Origin of the sequence: Micropruina sp. (genome assembly GCF_047607385.1) — a bacterium.
Taxonomy (GTDB): domain Bacteria; phylum Actinomycetota; class Actinomycetes; order Propionibacteriales; family Propionibacteriaceae; genus Micropruina.
The window spans coordinates 1-16,367 of the sequence record NZ_JASGDE010000164.1 but is presented as its reverse complement, the minus strand read 5'-3'; the positions used below and the strand labels follow the sequence as shown (position 1 = coordinate 16,367).

Sequence of the window (16,367 nt, the reverse complement as noted above, 5' to 3'; positions counted from 1 at the left end):
GTCCGCACCGGCGAGCATCCCACCGACAACCGATGCGTCTTCGCGGCAGCGTTTGGGCGACCGAACACTCAACCCGTCAAGCAGGTCGTAGAACCCGGCCGACTGGGCCAACCGCAGCGCAGGGACCAAACCCGCTACCGACACCAGATTCGGATCATCGAAGACAGGCCGGACCGCATAGAAAGTTTCACTTACGAGGAGCCCTTCCTGAGAAGGCAGGTGACGACGTCGCAATCGGCATCCTCCCCGCTCAGAAGGGCACTTCGTCTCTACGCCACGCTCAGGATACCGCTCAGCGCCGGTGGATCAGGGCCCGGGCCAGGCGTTACTGGATCGAGGGTAAGCAACTCATCCTTGAGGCTGGATGGGAACCCGCGCGCGAACCTGAGCGCGAACCTGGCTGTACACATCGACGTTGAGTTCCGGTGCGACCCAGAGGGAGAGCGCGACTGCGAAATCAACCCGCTCGCCGAGTAGTCCGCCAGCCTGCTCGTAGCACTTGACCCGCACCTTCATGTTCGATCCCTGCCCGGATGCGAACGTGCTCTGCAACTCCCACGACTGGCGTTGCAGGGTTGTCGCTCCGCGCGTCGTGGCGTCTGAGCTGAGTCCTGTCGGTTTTCCGAGCTTCGGAATAGCGCCCTCCGGCTTGACGAAGGACAGGGCCGCCTTCCGATACTGCCGATGCCGCCAGTTGACGGGGGTGAGCCATGCGAGGGTCGCTTCGATGCGTTTGGCCTCGCGTACGTTGAGACCGTCTGGTAGCGGGAAGAGCAGTTCTTGTTCCTCGTTTGCGCCGATCGACCCGATGAAGAGCACAACGGCCTCGTTCGTGGCGCAGCCGTCCGCGTAGTCGCGCGTCGCGGCACCGTTCCCGAAGGCGTTCTCGCCAGGGATCGGGGCGTGTTCCGAATGGTCGGGGGATGCTGCTCCGTGCGCCAGCAGTGCTTTGATCGCGGACGCTCGTTGTCGTGTGCTGATGGGCACGCCGGCGGTGATGTCGGAGACCACGTCGTGGAGGCGCGCTGCTCTTCTGGCGACGAGTGCCGCAGCCGGGCTCGTGCCGGAGATGTGTGTCTCTCGGAACTGGCTCGGGGTCGCGACGCGGATGCCTGGTCCGAGCGCCGAGAGACCAACGAACGAGATCGTGTCCTGAGCGGTGATGCCGTCCCGAAAGAACACCCGGCCACCGTTGGCTGCGAGGTCTGGTTTGACGCTTCGACGGTATCCACTGCCGGTCGGGGATATGGGGCTGATGGCCTGAAGCCCATCGGTGGGATCGACGGCGTATCCCTGGGGATCGACTGTCGATGCGTCGCCATGAATCGCGCCGACGCTGATCGCGTTCACCGATTCGGCGGGGGCAAGGAGTCGTCGCCTGTTCTGCTGACGGGCGATCGCGTCGAGGATCGCACGTCGTCGGTCATTGCCTTGGAGGCCGGCGATCTCGGTGGAGGATGCCGGGCTGAGGACGAGATTCTGGTGATTGCCCGCTGAGACGATGATGAGCACGCCGTACTGGTAGCTGAGCCAGTCGATGATGCGTGCCCACGACGACAGGATGGTCTCGAATGGTGCGGCTGGGTCACCCACCGAGATGTTGACGATCGCGATCGTCTCGCCCGCTGCTGGCTGTGCGTCTGTCCCGTCGAACAGTTCCCGGAACGCACGCCACATCAGATCCGGCACGAGTTCCTCGGCAGGAAGCTCCTCGATCCTGTTCTCGGTATCGTCGGCAGGAGTCAGGATCGGGCGCACGAGTACCGGTCGCGCCGCGGGCGCCTCGCCGAGGCCGCGGTCTCCCCAGACGGCCACCGACGACATCCACGTGCCGTGTCGCAGTTCATCGACGGTCGCCTTTTCGAGCAGGTCGTCGGGATCGTAAACTTCCACGCGTCCGCGCAGCAGCGGGTGGTTCACCGCAGGGGCTCCATCAAGCAGGCAAAGAACCGGATCGCCCGTGGGCAGGCCGCCATTGATCTGTCCTTGTGCTTCGGTGGGCGGGCCGACGATAGGCAGGGCTTGCCCCGACAGGCGCAGATACATGACGTTCGCGGAACGGACGACACGAACCGCATCGTGGTTCCCGGACGCCAGATCGCGCAGCACCTGATTCGGCACGGTGCACTTGAGCCCGTGATAGCCGATCTGGTCAATGATCGCGGATGCAGTGACCTGACCACCGGCCTGTTCGACCAGGGCGGTCACCTCCTGCTGACTCTGTCGCCGCTTCTGATCACTCAGGCGGTACCACAGCTCGATCTCGATACTCTGTGGGCGGTCATCAATGTGCCCGGCGAAGTACTCGTCCCAGTCGATGGCCAGCAGCCGATCTTGCGGCCCCCACGGTCGGAGGTCTTTCAAGTGGGCGAAGAGGTCGCGAAGCTTCGAATATCCGTAAGGAAGGCCGTCCGTTGCTCTCCACATACGCCACAGTGAAAGCAGATTGTCGAACGCCGTCTGGTTCGCGCACACCGCATGCAGGCATGAGGCGATATACGGTCTTGCGTTCTCTTTGATCAATTGGAACTCATCGGTGGGCGTGATCGTGCTCTCAGCCTCGATGAGGATTTCGATGCCAAGGTTGGCGGTCACAGCAGACAAATCGATCTGCTCATCGAGTGCTTCGAACACGAGCACGAGTTGAGGATCAGCAGCATGGATCGAATCCGAAATCTGGACCTGATCGCCGATCGCGGCTATCGCCTCATCGAAACGTGCGTCGATCCGCCGCGCGCGCTCCTCCGGATCGGTGAACCGCGCTCGTCCACCGCCGCCACGCCGCCCTGGGATCGTGCGCGGTGAGGTAACTCGTCCCAGAATGACGGGCCGCTCGGTTGAGGCCCGATCCTCCGGAGGCATTACTCTTCGCTAACGTGGGCGCGACTGGACCACTGCTTGAGCAGCTGCTGCACGACCGCCGTCGAATCGGGCTCCGGCCCGGAGAGGATGGAGCGCCGCTGCATGTCCAGGGCGAACTCTTCGAGCTCAGCGAAGCTGACCCGGCCGAGACGGTCGGCAATCGTCCGCGGAGAGAGCCCCAGGCTCACCCCGCTCCGCGCCGACCATGCTTGCAGCCACTCGACCTTTCCGGCCCGTGTGGGGTTCGGCAGGTCGAGTCGAAGTTGCATGCGCCGCCAGACCGCTCGATCCAGAAGCTCGGCATGATTGGTGGCGGCGATGACTATGACGTGACTCGGAAGCCTGTCCACTTGCAGCAGCAATGAACTCACGACCCGCTTGATCTCGCCGGTCTCGTGAGTGTCGCCACGTTCTTTGGCGACAACGTCGAACTCATCGAAGAAGAGCACGCACGGCCTTACCCTCACCGCGTCGAACAACGCCTCCATACGGGACGCGGTCTCACCGAGGAAACTGCCGATGAGACCTTCGTAGCGAACGCTCAATAGCGGAACGGCCAACTCCGTCGCGACGGCCTCAGCCAGCGAGGTCTTACCGCCGCCGGGCGGCCCGACGAACAGGAGGCGATGACGAGGCTCGACACCGTGACTGCGCAGAAGATCCCGGCGGTGATGCTCTTCGATGAGCTGACTGACTGCTTGGCGCGCCTCGACGGGAAGAACCAACTCCGACAGTCGCCGCTCGGGTTCCTGCTCGTAGAACAACCCACGAACAGCGTCATTCCGCGCGAGTGAGGTGACGTTGGCAGTCGGGGTGGACCGCCGTGCGCGCAGCGCGTCAGTCAACTGCGAGGCAAGCACATTGTGCTTCTTGTTCTCTTCCTCGGCGATGAGAGCCTCGGCCGCACGTCGGAAGGCGAGGTCATCGCCTCCGGCACCGGACTGAACGAGAGCCAAGAGCAGATCTCCTCGCGCCATGCCTCACTCTCCTCTGCGTTCGTTCAGTCGATATCCCTGGTCTATCGTACCGAGCACCCCCAGGTGACCGTCCGTTTGCCGCGCGGTCGGAAGGGCAGTTCGTCATCATCACAACTGTGTGCTCTGCCCGAGTGTCGCGACGCTGAGGCGTTGGGTCATGTCCGGTAACGATGACGGAGGCATCCGACGCTCGAAGCCAACGTCCGTGATGACATCGCCCAACCGTCATACGCTGATGACGCCGCGCCCGCGAGGGCGGATCGTCCCGCCGCACGTGACCACTGCGACTCGCTGAGCCCCGCTCTCGCGTCCGAAATTGTGGGCCTGAGTAGGTGCTTCTCAAACCCGTCTTCCTTGGGATCGACCGTGAGGAGCTACGGCCTGGGAAGCAGCCCGAGCGACATCGCGGTCGTGACGGCGGCGGTGCGGTCGGAGACGTCGAGCTTGGCGAAGATCCGCAATAGGTGTGTTTTCACCGTCGCCTCGCTGACGAACAGGGCGCGGCCGATGTCCGCGTTGCTGTTGCCGATGGCGACCAGCTCGAGCACGTCGAGCTCGCGCCGGGACAGCCGCGGTGGCCCCGCGTCGCGGACGCGCCTCATCAGGCGCGCGGCAACGGTCGGCGTCAGCACCGCCTCCCCCGCGGCGGCGGCGCGGACGGCGCCGATGAGGTCGGCCCGCGAGACGTCTTTCAGCAGGTATCCCGCAGCGCCCGCGTCGACGGCGCGCAGGATGTCGGCATCGGTCTCGTAGGTCGTCAGGATGACGACCGCCGTCGTGGGCCATCGACTGCAGATCTCGGCGGTCGCGGCGACGCCGTCCGTGCGCGGCATCCGCAGATCCATCAGCACCACATCGACGTCGTGCGCCGCGACGGCCGCTATCGCCTCGGAGCCCGACGAGGCGTCAGCGACGACCTCGATGTCCGGTTCGGCGTCCAGCATCCCGCGGACCCCCTCGCGGACGATCGCGTGATCGTCGGCGAGCAGCACGCGGATCGGCCGGCTCACCACGGCACCTCCACGGTCACCCTCGTGCCGTCCTGACCGCTGTCGACCCGGAAGCTGCCGCCGACGGCTTCGGACCTCTTGCGCATTCCGTCCAGCCCGAATCCTTCGTGTGGGGCGTGCGGGTCGAAGCCGACGCCGTCGTCCGCGACGCTGAGCCGCACGGCGTCGCCTGTGTCGATGAGCTCCACCGAGACCTCGGTGGCGGCCGCGTGCTTCCCGGCGTTCGCGAGGGCCTCCTGCGCGGCGCGCAGCAGCACCACCTCGACCGCGGTCGGCAGCCCATCGATGTCGTCGGCGCGCACCGTCACCGTCGCCGACGTCTCGCGGCCGAACTGCTCGGCCCGCCGACGGATCGCCTCGGCGAGGTTCCCGGATGCGAGGGCGCTCGGTGTCAGCTCGTGGACCATGGCGCGCGCTTCGGCGAGGTTCTCGCGCGCCGTCTCCGCCGCGAGACAGAGGTGCCGGCGTGCTGCGGTCGGGTCGGAGTCCAGCTTGGATTCGGCGGCTTGCACGAGCGTGACGATGCTCGTGAATCCCTGGGCGAGGGTGTCGTGGATCTCAGCGGCGAGTCGTGCGCGTTCGGTGGCGACTCCCGCCGCCCGCGACAGCGCGCGCGCCTCGTTCTGACTGGCCTCGAGTCGTTGGATGAGCTGTGCCCGCTGGCTGCTCTGTGCGGCGATCTGACCGATCCACAGGCCGAACAGGATCGCCGATCCACCGGCTGCCAGCCCTTGGAGCAGCGACGCCGGAAGGAAGGGAGAGTCCAGGCCTGCTCGAGCAACGAGCGCGATGGTCGGCAACGCGGCGGCAAGTGCGGCCCATGGGACGGCCGCGCCGAGACGACATGCCAGGAACAGCATCGGGAACACCGCCGCCCACCCGATGGGCAGTGTGGGCTCGAAGGCCAGCCCGATCGCGAAGATCACCACGGTCCCGAGCGGGAAGCTCACCGGAGCGCTCCCGCCCTCGACGCGGACGTGGGTCCGGCCGACGCCCCAGTACCACGCATCACCGCCCCCTTCGCCCGCGTCGGACGTATCGTCAACCCGGGCGGCACGCTGCTGCAGGTCGTCGCAACCCTCGGCGACATCGTCCGTGCGCATCGCGCGGCCGAGCCAGCGGCACGACCATCGTCGCCGGCACCATCCCCTTCACCGCCGACCACATCGCAGCTGTCGTCGCAGCCGCCGAGAACGGCCGGCTGCGTCCGGTCATCGACCGCACCGTCGACCTGTCCGAGATCGTCGAGGCACACCGCTACGTCGACACCGGACGCAAGCGCGGAAGCGTCGTGGTCCGCGTCCCGGGCCGCGCGACGGCGGGCCGAGCGGAATAGCATTGCCGCATGCATGCCAGCGCAACCTTCACTGTGCACGACTGGGCGCCGACCCCCGTCGTGCCGGTTCCCGAGGTGGTCACCGGCACACCGGTCGGAGTGGCAACGATGCGGAAGGTCTTCACCGGCACGGTGGACGGCCAATCGTCGACGATCTTCACCGCGGCCTTCGACCAGACCACGGGTACCGGCACCTATCTGGCTCTGGAGTCCTTCCAGGGCCAGATCGACGGCAAGTCCGGCACCTTCGTCTTCGGGCACAGCGCCACCACCACCGGGACAGATCGGCTGGCTCCGTTCTTCGTGGTCGTGCCGACCAGCGGAACCGGCGAATTGAGCGGCATCACGGGTACCGGTGAGCTGATCGTCGACCCGGACGGCACCCACCGGTTGGAACTGGACTACCAACTGCCAGGCTGATCCAGACCGTCGGCCGCCCGCTGAGTTCTCCGCCCACCCGGTGGCGGGCTTCGGGCGCGTTCTACTGCGGGCAGACGGTCGGGAGGACCTCGGCAAGCGAGTCGATCTGATGTCGCGGCGGCGGCACCCCTTCCGGCCACGGATGCGTGCCACGCAGCCACACCGGTGTGAACCCCGCCGCTGCGGCACCGAGGATGTCGTTGCGCGGATGGTCACCGACGAACCAGATGCGGTCACTCGCGCAGTCGAAGTGACCGCGCGCCACCTCGAAGATGCGCGGATGCGGCTTGTGAACGCCTACCGCCCCCGACACCACGATCGCAGTCATCAGGTTCGCGACACCGAGGCAGGCAATTTTCCTTTCCTGCATCGTCACAGGCCCGTTGGTCACGATGCCCAGCGCAAAGCCGTTCACGCGCAACAATTCCAGTGCGGGAATAGCACCCTCGCGTGGTGCCGTGTCGAGTGGAAAAAACGACGCCCAGTGTTCCGCGAGGTCCGTGATCTCCGGCCGTTCGCTCCATGCAATCCGGCTCAGCAGCGCTGAGAACACCTGCTCGCGGGGCGCATAACCGCGTTCGTCCACGGACGCGATCACGTCCACGATCTCCGGGACCTGCACAGCCCCGATGCGGCCGGAGAAGTCTCGGAGCAGCCGTGAGGCATAATGCAGGACGGACTCCGACCGGTCGGTGAGAGTGTCGTCGAGATCGAAAAGCACGACTTTGCACGAAGTCACACCGCGATCCTATGCAGACCAAGGGTGGTGGCCGGGTCGTCCTGGAACTACCCGAGCAGGTTCACCGCTCCGGTTCGGTGCGAGCGAGGCCGTCGGCCTCCATCCGGACGTACCGGGCGATCCTGCGACCGGCCAGCAGCTGTCCGAGCCAGGCCAGCGGCCCGACCACGTCCAGCGTGAGCACGATGTGCGTGCCGTCCGCGGTCGGGCTCAGGAGGTGCCGGGCGATCACGGTGACGCCCGGCTGGCGGCTCTGCCAGGTGAACTCGCGATCGGCGTCCAGCACGGTCACCTCCCAGACGGCCGGGCGTCCGGCCGGCTGGGTGACTCTGGCTTTGGCGCCCACCCGAAGCGGGCCGTCGTCCAGCCGCTCGATCCGCTCCATCGAGTCGCTCCACGACGGCCAGCTTTCGATGTCCACCAACCGCGACCAGACCGCGTCCGGCGACAGGGACGTCTCGCGTGTCTCCGATATCACCGGCGCTCCCTCCGACAGTGGGCACACCCGAGCATAGGACCACCTGACTACCCCCGATCGTCCCCCTTGAAGCCGGGGGGCGAGGATCTCCGGGACGGCCGCTGCCTCAGCGCCCTGGTCGGGGCGTGACCGACCCGACAGCCTCGCGGGCGGGTTGCGCATGGCCGGCGGTGCCGACCGTGCGGACGTGCTTGCCACGGGCCAGCGAGGCCGCGGCACCGATGAAGCTCATGATCGCAGCGGTGACGAAGACCACCACCAGTCCGGACTGGAACGGGCCGGAGATCAGCTGCGGGAAGAACGTCTGGCCGGTCAGCGTGCTCACGTCCACCGAGGGCAGCTTATCCAGGATCCCGGACGGCTCCAGCAGCGATTTGATCGGGTTGTAGCCGAGGAAGGCGGCGAACAGGCTGCCGGTCGGCGGCAGGCCGGCGATCTGCGTAGCGATCTGGCTGGGGACGCCATGCGTGGTCAGCCCGGAATAGAGCGCCTTCGGCAGGGTGCCGGCCAGCCCGACGATCATCAGCGAGAAGAACACCCCGATGGACAGCGAGTTGCCGGCGTTCATGAACGTGCTGGACATCCCCGAGGCCACGCCGCGTTCCGATGCGGGGACGCTGCTCATCACCGAGGAGCGGTTGGGGGCGGCGAACATGCCCGACCCGACGCCGTTGGCGAAGCAGGTCACGGCGAACGCCCAATAGGGGAAGTCCACCGGGATCAGCAGGAAGGCGATGAAGGTGAGCCCGACCACCGCCAAGCCGAGCGGGGCGAAGATGTGCGAACCACGGCGGTCGGAGATCATGCCCGAGATCGGCCCCGCGGCGACGAACCCGATGGTCAGCGGCAGCATGTAGATACCGGCCCACAGCGGGGTGTCCTCGTAGTTGTAGCCGTGCAGCGGCAACCAGATGCCCTGCAGCCAGATGATCAGCATGAACTGCAGCCCGCCACGGGCGACCGCGGACAGGAAGGAGGAGAAGTTGCCGAAAGCGAACACCCGGATCGTGAACAGCTTCACGTCCAGCATCGGGTTGGGGACGCTGCGCTCGTAGAAGAAGAAGGCGACCAGGACCGCGATGCCGCCGATGATCCCGCCGAGCACCCAGGGATTCGACCAGCCGTCCACCCGGCCGCCGTAGGGCTGGATTCCGTAGGTGATCCCGACCAGCAGCGCGGTCAGGCCGAGCGCGAACAGGATGTTGCCGACGACGTCCAGCTTCTGGCGGCCGTCGGCCGGTTGCGCGCGTTCGCCGGTCTCACGCAGCGACAGGTAGGCCCAGACGGTGCCGATGATGCCCACCGGGACGGAGACCAGGAAGACCCAGCGCCAGTGGACCGCGGCCAGCACGCCGCCGAGGACCAGCCCGACGAAGGTGCCGGCGATGCTGGCGACCTGGTTGATTCCCATCGCGGTGCCGCGTTTGCCGGCCGGGAAGGCGTCGGTGATGATCGCGGTCGAGTTGGCGAACAGCATCGAACCGCCGACCGCCTGGACCAGCCGCCAGCCGATCAGCCAGGTGGCTCCGGCTCCGCCGCTGTAGGGCACCCAGGACAGCGCGATCGCGGCCAGGGTGAACACCAGGAAGCCCAGGTTGTAGATCCGCACCCTGCCGTAGAGGTCGCCGAGCCGTCCGAAGGTGGTCACCAGGACGGCGGTCACCAGGACGTAGCCCATCAGCATCCACAGCAGGTAGCTGACGTTGCCGGCATCGAGCGGGTTCAGCTGAATCCCGTTGAAGATGGCGGGCATGGCGATCATCACGATCGAGCCGTTGATGGAGGCCATCAACGCGCCCAGCGTGGTGTTCGAGAGCGCAACCCACTTGTAGCGCTCGGGATGGACGGAATGGATGCGTGTACTGGGACTCATCGTGTTCTCACCGGCCCCTCTTCTTCTGGGTTGTTCAGGTTCTTTCTGGGTTGTTCAGGTTCTCCGCCTGCGGGGACGGCCCCAGCCGCGGCGGCGCGAGCAGTTCGGCCTGCCGGGCGACGATCCGGTCGAGCACCCGCAGGAACGCCTCCCGGTCGGCGGCGTCGATGCCGTGCAGCAGTTGTTCCTCCAGCCACTGCAGCGCCGGCCACACCTGCTCCAGGAGTTCCTCCGCCTGCGGGGTCATCGTGGTCTGCAGGCTGCGCCCGCCGGCCGGGTCGGGGGTGCGTTCCACCCGTCCGTCCTTTTCCAAGGCGGCCAGCATGGCGGTCATGGTGGCCGGGGTGACCCCGATCAGGCGAGCCAGGGCGGCACCGGAGACGCCGGGGTGGTCGGCGACGTAGCGCAGCACCGTGTACTGCGCGGTCGACAGCCCGTACGGACGCAGTACCTCGTCGGAGAGGCCGCGCGCCGCCCCGTGCGCCCGCTTCAACGGGCCCAGCACCGTCGTCCGTCGGTTCATGACCATGTAACCTATGTTAGCTCCCATCGATAGGAATCGAACCCCGCCTCCGGTGTGATTCTCTGTCTTCCTGGCACCGCGGCGGGGCCGACCCCGCGGGTCGGCGTTCCGAGTCGAGCGCGAATCTCATCGGTCGCCGGCGATGGACGTGGCGGTCGCCGGCGGCGTCCCGACGGCCTCGACCGGGATGGCGGCGGCGATCTCCGACAGGACATGTGCGGCGACGACGCGGTCGAGCCTGAACCAGTGGATCGCGTCCCGGGTGCGGCAGTGCCCGACCAGCCACCAGTGCCCCCGGGTGTGGCCGAGGAACACCGGATCGACCCGGGTCGACTCCTCGCCGCCGGAACCGTCGGAATAGCGGACGGACAGCACCCGGTGCTCCTGGAACGCGTGCTCGACCGCCCGCCGGACGCCCACCCCGGCCGGCTCGTTCGCCCGGTCGATCCAGATCCGGCCACCGAGCGCCTCGGCCCGCTGCCGGGCGGCGGCGTCCATCACGCCCAGCACCTTGGTGAGGGCGGCCCGGGCGTGGCCGTCGAACGGCTGTCCGCGATGCGCGGCCACCGCCGCGGCAAGCCCGGACGCCTCGGCGTCGGTGAAGTTCACCGGCGGCAGCGTGGCGGCGGCATCCACCACGTAACCGCCGCCCGGACCGGGCCGGGCCCAGACCGGGAAGCCGCCCTGCTGCAGCGTGGAGATGTCGCGCTTGACGGTGCGGACGCTGACCTCGAAGTGCGCGGCGAGCCGCTCCGCCGTCCGTCCGGCGGACCCGGCCCGGCGCAGTTCCTCGCGCAGGGCGTACAGCCGATCGGTCCGACTCACCGATAAATAGTGACATACAGGTGACATTCACCGAGGTCATGATCGACGCATGACTACCTCACCCGCCTCGGTCCTGTTCATCAGCGGAGCCGGGCTTCCCGCCTGGACCTGGGACGACGTCCGCTACCGCCTGAGCGACCACCGCACCCGGGTGGCACCGCGACCCGGCAACGGCGCAGGCCTGCGCGACTACGCCCAAGCCGCTCTGGACGCGGTCTCCACCGACCGCTTCAGCATCGTGGCGCACTCCGCCGGCGGCGTCGTGGCGGCGGAGGTGGCCCGGCTGGCGTCCGGACGCGTCGACGGCGTCCTGGCGGTCAGCGCGATCGTCCCGACACCGGGCGGCTCGTTCCTCTCCGCCCTGCCGATCCCGAACCGCTGGATCCTCGGCATCGCGATGCGGCTGGCCGGAACCCGTCCGCCGGAATCCGCCATCCGCGGCACCCTCGCCCACGGCATCGACGAGGCCACGGTCGATCGGATCGTCGCCGACTTCACCCCCGAACCGTTGGGCTACTACCGCGACCGCACCGGCCGGGACGACTGGCCCGGCCGGCGCGAGTACCTGTGCACCACCGCCGACAAGGAGCTTCCGCCGGCCCTGCAGCGGAAGTTCGCCGGACGCCTCGGCGCGACCCTCGTCCACGAACTGGCCACCGGCCACCTGCCGATGCTGGAGGATCCGGCGGGCGTCGTCCGCGCGGTCACCGGGCTGCTGGAAACGCAGCCCTGCGCTACAGCCGCTGACCGATGAGTTCGGACAGCTCCACCAGCCGGTTCGAGAAGCCCCACTCGTTGTCGTACCAGCCGAGCACCTTCACGTGGTTGCCGATCGCCTCGGTGAGCGGTGCGTCGAAGATCACCGAGTGCGGGTTGCCGACGATGTCGGCCGACACGATCGGCGCCTCCGAGTAGGCCAGGTAGCCCGACAGCTCCCCGGACGCCGCCGCCCGGAACGCGTCGTTCACCTCGGCGGCGGTCACCGGACGGGACAGCACCGCGGTGAAGTCGGTGATCGAGCCGACCGGCACCGGCACCCGGAGCGCGAACCCGGTCAGCTTGCCGTTGAGCTCGGGGATGATCTTGCCGATCGTCCGCGCCGCGCCGGAACTCGTCGGGATGGTCGACATCGCGGCCGCCCGGGCCCGTCGCAGGTCCTTGTGCGGGGCGTCGTGCAGCCGCTGGTCGCTGGTGTAGGCGTGGATGGTGTTCATCAGGCCGCTCTCGATGCCGAAGGCGTCGTTGAGCACCTTCGCCATCGGGGCCAGGCAGTTGGTGGTGCACGAGCCGTTGGAGAACACGTCGGAGCCGGCCACGTCGAGGGTGTCGGTGTTGACCCCGAGCACCAGCGCCGGGACGTCGCCGGAGGCCGGGGCGGAGACGATCACCTTGCGGGCGCCGCCGTCCAGGTGTGCCCGCGCCGTCGCGGCGTCGGTGAAGAAGCCGGTCGACTCGATGACGATGTCGGCGCCGATCCCGCCCCACGGGATCCGGGACGGATCGCGCTCGGAGAACACGGCCATCGACTTCTCTCCGACCCTGAGCCGGTCGCCGTCGACGGCCACTCCGGCCAGCTGCCCGGAGATCGAGTCCCACTCCAGCAGGGTGGCCAGCACCTCGACGCCGGCGATGTCGTTGACCGCCACCACCTCGACGTCCGCCGCGTTGCCGAGTGCGGCCCTGAGGTAGCTGCGTCCGATGCGGCCGAAGCCGTTGATTCCGATGCGGGTCGTCATGATGACGTCCTTCCTGTTTCGTCGGTCTGTGGGTCGGGGTTGGTACGGACGGCGACCGCCTCGAGCAGCGCCACCGCACCGCGGGTCGCGGCGTCCATGTACGCGGACGAGCCCAGCGCCCGGGACAGCACGTAGCCGCCCTGGATGACGGCGGCCAGGGCGGCGGCGAGGTCGTCCGCGTCGAGGGTGGACGGCAGTTCACCGGCCTCGATCGCGGCACCGATCAGCTCGGAGCGGCGCTGCAGCATGGTGGCGAACGCGTCGCCGACCACCCCGAGCAGGTCGGCGTCGGCCATCACCTGGGGATCCTGCGTCATCCGTCCCACCGGACAGCCCTTCATGCCGGGACGAGGTCGCAGCATGTCGGCCGCCAGGGTGTGCAGCGGCGACGGCCCCGATTCGCGGGGATACGCCGCCATCGAGTCGGCCACGTTGCGCTTCAGTGCCGCCATCGCGAGGTCGTGCTTGCCGGCGAAGTGGTGGTAGAAGGAGCCCTGGCCGACCTCGGCGGCCGCCATCACGTCGCGTGGACTGGTGGCCGCGTACCCCTTCTCCCACAGCAGCGCGGACATCGCCGCGATCAGCCGCTCCCGGGAGTCCGTCGTGCTCGTCGTCATACGTCGATTGTACCTACTAGTATGTACAGCAACAAGACCCGACCACGCTTTGACCGGGCTCTTGCGACAGCACCGGCTCGCCCACTTGGATATGCACGGCGCGACCCACCCCACCTGTCGGCGCCGTCTGGAGCCGGCCATGCCCCCTGTCAGCGCACCCATCCGCCGACGCTGTCGCCCGTTCGTCCTGCTGCTGCCGGCGACCCTGCTGGCCACGGCCGGTTCGCTGGCCGCCGCCACGCCCGCGCACGCGGTCACCGTCGCCTCGATCGCCGACGTCACCACGGCCCTCGCCGGCTGCACCGGCACCGAGGCCGCGCCCACCGTCGTCACCCTGGGTCAGGACATCGCCGCCACCACGACGACCGTCACCGTCCCCTGTGTCGCAGAGTTCGACCTGGCCGGGCACGAGCTCCGCGTCCGCAACATCGCGATCAGCGCCGGCCAGCAGCTCACCGTCGACGACTCGGCGACCGGCGGACGCCTCACCGTGACCTCGACGGCCAACTCCACACCGGGCATCCGCACCACGGACGCGAAGCTGATCGTCGACGGCGGGACGGTGACCGCCCAGGGCGGACCGGCGTCCGCCGGCATCGGCGGCCCGACGTCGAGCGCCGCGGGGACGGTCGTGATCAATGGCGGCGAGGTCACCGCGACCGGGGGTGGGACCATCGCCTGTGCCGGGATCGGCGGACTCTCCTCCAACGTCACGATCAACGGCGGACGGATCACCGCCACCGGCGGAACCACCACCAACCGCGGCGCCGCGGGCATCGGCGGCTGCTTCGGCCAGGGCGGCGGCGTGATCAACGTCAACGGCGGCACCGTGATCGCGACCGGGAGCGGCACCACGAGCAACGGCGGAGCCGGGATCGGCAGCGGCAACAACTCGATCTTCGGCGGCGGCACCCCCGAGCAGAGCAGCGGCGGCCAGATCACCATCACCGGCGGAACCGTCACCGCGACGGGCGGGGTCGGGGCCGCGGGCATCGGCGGCGGACGCGCCGGCACCGGCGGCACCATCACCATCACCGGAGGGACCGTCACCGCCACCGGATCGGGAGCAGCCGACCCCGCCGCGGGCATCGGCGGCGGGTTCCGCAGCACCTACTGGTCGGGCAACCCCGGCCTCGGCTCCGGCGGCACCGTGCTGATCGGCGAAGGCGCCGACGTCACCGCCACCGGCGGCTACACCGCGGTCGGCAGCGGGGCACTCAGCACCGTCCAGACCGAGCCGACCGCCGTCGGGTTCGGCTCCCTGCGGGTGGACGGAACACTGCGCATCCCGACCGGCTTCCTCCGCATCCAGGACTCGAACGCCGCCGGCCCCGAGATCACCGTGGGCAGCACCGGACGCATCCTGGGCACCGTCGCCGAACCGACCACCGGCGCCACCATCGCGGGCACCGCGCTGGCCGGCACCGGACAGATCCGCAACGACGGGGCGATCGCGCTCACCGACGACCTGGTCACCGGGCACGGGGTGGAGGTGCTCGGCCACCACTACGCGGTGTCCTTCGACACTCACGGCGGCAGCCCCGCCGCCCCCGCCGATCCGGTGACGGTGTTCGCCCCGTCCTTCGACGCGGGCTACCGCGCCTACCCGTACGCCACCGCTCCGACCCGGACCGGCGACCGGTTCAAGGGCTGGAACACCGCCGCCGACGGCTCCGGAGTGGCGGTCACCGCCACCAGCACCCTGCCCGGCGACAGCACGGACGGCGACCCGGTCGCGATCACCGCCCACGCCCGCTGGGCGTCCGGCCCGGTCATCGAGACCCGGCTGCCCGACGACGCGGTCACCATCAGCACCACGTCCGACGCCTCGTTCACGCCGGAGGTGTTCGACTCCGACGGCGACCCCTACCTCAGCGACCCGGGCACCTGGTCGATCACCGACGCCGGCGGCACCGTGACCGCCACCATCGACCCGACCACCGGACAGGTCACGGTGTCCTCCACCGTGGTCGGCAGCCACACCCTCACCCTCTCGGTACCGACCCCGGCGGGCGCTGTGACCGTCGAGATCACCGTCACCGTCGAGCCCAGCAACTTCCGCACCGGGCCGTCCGCCGCCTTCACCGGCACCCTGGAGGTCGGCGAAACGCTGACCGCGGACGCCGGAACCATCGATCCTGCGCCGGACGCGGTGGCCTTCGTCTGGCTGGCCAACGGCGCCGAGGTGGGCACCGGTCCGACCTACACCCTCACCGCGCAGGACGCGGGAGCGCTGATCAGCGTGCGCGCGGTGGCGTCCCGGGCCGGCTACGCCGACGCGTCCGACACCTCCGCCGAGGCAGGCCCGGTGCTCGGACCGTCCCCGTCCCCGACGCCGACACCGAGCCCCACCGCGACGGCGTCATCCACCACGGCCCCGCGCAATGCCGGCGACCTGCCGCAGACCGGCTCGGACCTGCCCGGCTGGGTGCCGCTGTCCGCGCTGCTCGTCGTGCCGGGCGTCGTCCTGCTCCTGCTGTCGCGCAGGTTGCGGCGGCAGCACTAAGAGCCTGTCGAAACCCGCTGCCGGAGGGGTCTCGACAAGCTCGACCGACGGCATCCGGTCCCGGTCAGCCGCTGGTCGGCAGGTGGGAGAATTTGGCGATGGTGGCCTCGGCGCGGCGCACCCGCGCCGGCGTCCCGGCCGGGATGATGCCGGGCAGGAACGCGTACTCCTCACGCAACCGGACGGCCTCCGGATCGCCGGACGCGGCGGCCGCCACCTGGTCGGTCCACCAGTCGGCGACGTCGCCCCAGCCCGGGGTGGCCAGCGCACCGCCGAACTGCTGCACCGCCAGGCCGGCGGTGAGCGCCGCGAACCGCAGCCGGACGTCCAACGGCCAGCCGGCCAGCGTGCCGGCCACCAGCGCCGCCCCGAAGCAGTTGCCGGCGCTACCGGTGCGGGCGATCGACCCGACCGGCGCCGGCGACTGCTTCGGGGCGGCGCTGGTGGCCGGCACGCTGGCCGGCT

General features: G+C 69.0%; 16 protein-coding genes and 2 pseudogenes. 5 read left to right on the top strand and 13 right to left on the bottom strand.

From position 1 onward, the window contains the following. Both QM582_RS14495 and QM582_RS14490 read right to left on the bottom strand, forming a co-directional pair. A pseudogene (locus QM582_RS14495) lies at nt 1–234 on the bottom strand (hypothetical protein); the annotation flags it as partial. Nucleotides 235–348: 114 nt separating this feature from the next. Beyond that, complete coding sequence (locus QM582_RS14490; RefSeq protein WP_415085547.1) at nt 349–2,640, bottom strand: S8 family peptidase; 2,292 nt, start codon at nt 2,638–2,640, stop codon at nt 349–351. 18 nt (nt 2,641–2,658) lie between these two features. Here QM582_RS14490 and QM582_RS14485 point away from each other — a divergent pair, with 18 nt between their 5' ends. After that, nucleotides 2,659–2,805 (top strand): hypothetical protein, encoded by a 147-nt coding sequence (locus QM582_RS14485; protein ID WP_415085545.1) that lies wholly within the window; start codon nt 2,659–2,661, stop codon nt 2,803–2,805. Between the two features lie 56 nt (nt 2,806–2,861). Here QM582_RS14485 and QM582_RS14480 read toward each other — a convergent pair whose 3' ends face one another. The 3 genes from QM582_RS14480 to QM582_RS14470 all read right to left on the bottom strand — a co-directional run bounded on the left by QM582_RS14480 (nt 2,862) and on the right by QM582_RS14470 (nt 5,952). Continuing rightward, nucleotides 2,862–3,839: an AAA family ATPase gene (locus QM582_RS14480; RefSeq protein WP_415085543.1), complete on the bottom strand. Its 978-nt coding sequence runs from the start codon at nt 3,837–3,839 to the stop codon at nt 2,862–2,864. A gap of 374 nt (nt 3,840–4,213) precedes the next feature. Then, on the bottom strand, nt 4,214–4,849 hold the full coding sequence (locus QM582_RS14475) for a response regulator (RefSeq protein WP_415085541.1): 636 nt from the start codon (nt 4,847–4,849) through the stop codon (nt 4,214–4,216). Next, complete coding sequence (locus QM582_RS14470; protein WP_415085540.1) at nt 4,846–5,952, bottom strand: sensor histidine kinase; 1,107 nt, start codon at nt 5,950–5,952, stop codon at nt 4,846–4,848. Before QM582_RS14470 ends, QM582_RS14475 begins: the two co-directional genes overlap by 4 nt. A 26-nt stretch (nt 5,953–5,978) precedes the next feature. On the opposite strand from QM582_RS14470, the gene QM582_RS14465 reads away from it, so the two are divergent. Together QM582_RS14465 and QM582_RS14460 are read left to right on the top strand one after the other, a co-directional pair. Next, on the top strand, nt 5,979–6,185 hold the full coding sequence (locus tag QM582_RS14465) for a zinc-binding dehydrogenase (protein WP_415085549.1): 207 nt from the start codon (nt 5,979–5,981) through the stop codon (nt 6,183–6,185). Between the two features lie 9 nt (nt 6,186–6,194). Continuing rightward, nucleotides 6,195–6,605: a DUF3224 domain-containing protein gene (locus QM582_RS14460; RefSeq protein ID WP_415085538.1), complete on the top strand. Its 411-nt coding sequence runs from the start codon at nt 6,195–6,197 to the stop codon at nt 6,603–6,605. A gap of 61 nt (nt 6,606–6,666) precedes the next feature. Here the strand turns inward: QM582_RS14460 and QM582_RS14455 are convergent, their stop codons facing one another. The 5 genes from QM582_RS14455 to QM582_RS14435 all read right to left on the bottom strand — a co-directional run bounded on the left by QM582_RS14455 (nt 6,667) and on the right by QM582_RS14435 (nt 11,043). Continuing rightward, nucleotides 6,667–7,344 carry an HAD family hydrolase gene (locus QM582_RS14455; protein ID WP_415085536.1) on the bottom strand — a complete coding sequence of 226 codons (678 nt, stop codon included), beginning with the start codon at nt 7,342–7,344 and terminating at the stop codon, nt 6,667–6,669. Nucleotides 7,345–7,405: 61 nt separating this feature from the next. Then, complete coding sequence (locus QM582_RS14450) at nt 7,406–7,822, bottom strand: SRPBCC family protein (RefSeq protein WP_415085534.1); 417 nt, start codon at nt 7,820–7,822, stop codon at nt 7,406–7,408. 106 nt (nt 7,823–7,928) lie between these two features. After that, nucleotides 7,929–9,695: an MFS transporter gene (locus tag QM582_RS14445; protein ID WP_415085533.1), complete on the bottom strand. Its 1,767-nt coding sequence runs from the start codon at nt 9,693–9,695 to the stop codon at nt 7,929–7,931. 34 nt (nt 9,696–9,729) lie between these two features. Next, on the bottom strand, nt 9,730–10,224 hold the full coding sequence (locus QM582_RS14440) for a MarR family winged helix-turn-helix transcriptional regulator (RefSeq protein WP_415085531.1): 495 nt from the start codon (nt 10,222–10,224) through the stop codon (nt 9,730–9,732). Nucleotides 10,225–10,344: 120 nt separating this feature from the next. Then, on the bottom strand, nt 10,345–11,043 hold the full coding sequence (locus QM582_RS14435) for a helix-turn-helix transcriptional regulator (protein ID WP_415085529.1): 699 nt from the start codon (nt 11,041–11,043) through the stop codon (nt 10,345–10,347). A gap of 49 nt (nt 11,044–11,092) precedes the next feature. Between QM582_RS14435 and QM582_RS14430 the strand changes: the two genes are divergently transcribed. Then, nucleotides 11,093–11,797, top strand: coding sequence for an alpha/beta fold hydrolase (locus tag QM582_RS14430; protein ID WP_415085527.1), 705 nt, complete (start codon nt 11,093–11,095; stop codon nt 11,795–11,797). Here QM582_RS14430 and gap read toward each other — a convergent pair. Continuing rightward, nucleotides 11,778–12,779, bottom strand: coding sequence for a type I glyceraldehyde-3-phosphate dehydrogenase (gene gap, locus QM582_RS14425; RefSeq protein ID WP_415085525.1), 1,002 nt, complete (start codon nt 12,777–12,779; stop codon nt 11,778–11,780). The two genes, QM582_RS14430 and gap, sit on opposite strands and share 20 nt — an antisense overlap. Further along, nucleotides 12,776–13,396 (bottom strand): TetR/AcrR family transcriptional regulator, encoded by a 621-nt coding sequence (locus QM582_RS14420; RefSeq protein WP_415085523.1) that lies wholly within the window; start codon nt 13,394–13,396, stop codon nt 12,776–12,778. Before QM582_RS14420 ends, gap begins: the two co-directional genes overlap by 4 nt. A 139-nt stretch (nt 13,397–13,535) precedes the next feature. On the opposite strand from QM582_RS14420, the gene QM582_RS14415 reads away from it, so the two are divergent. Continuing rightward, the gene (locus QM582_RS14415; RefSeq protein ID WP_415085521.1) at nt 13,536–15,902 is read left to right on the top strand and encodes an InlB B-repeat-containing protein; all 2,367 of its coding nucleotides are present in this window, start codon (nt 13,536–13,538) and stop codon (nt 15,900–15,902) included. Between the two features lie 64 nt (nt 15,903–15,966). Here the strand turns inward: QM582_RS14415 and QM582_RS14410 are convergent. Continuing rightward, a pseudogene (locus QM582_RS14410) lies at nt 15,967–16,367 on the bottom strand (carbohydrate kinase family protein); the annotation flags it as partial.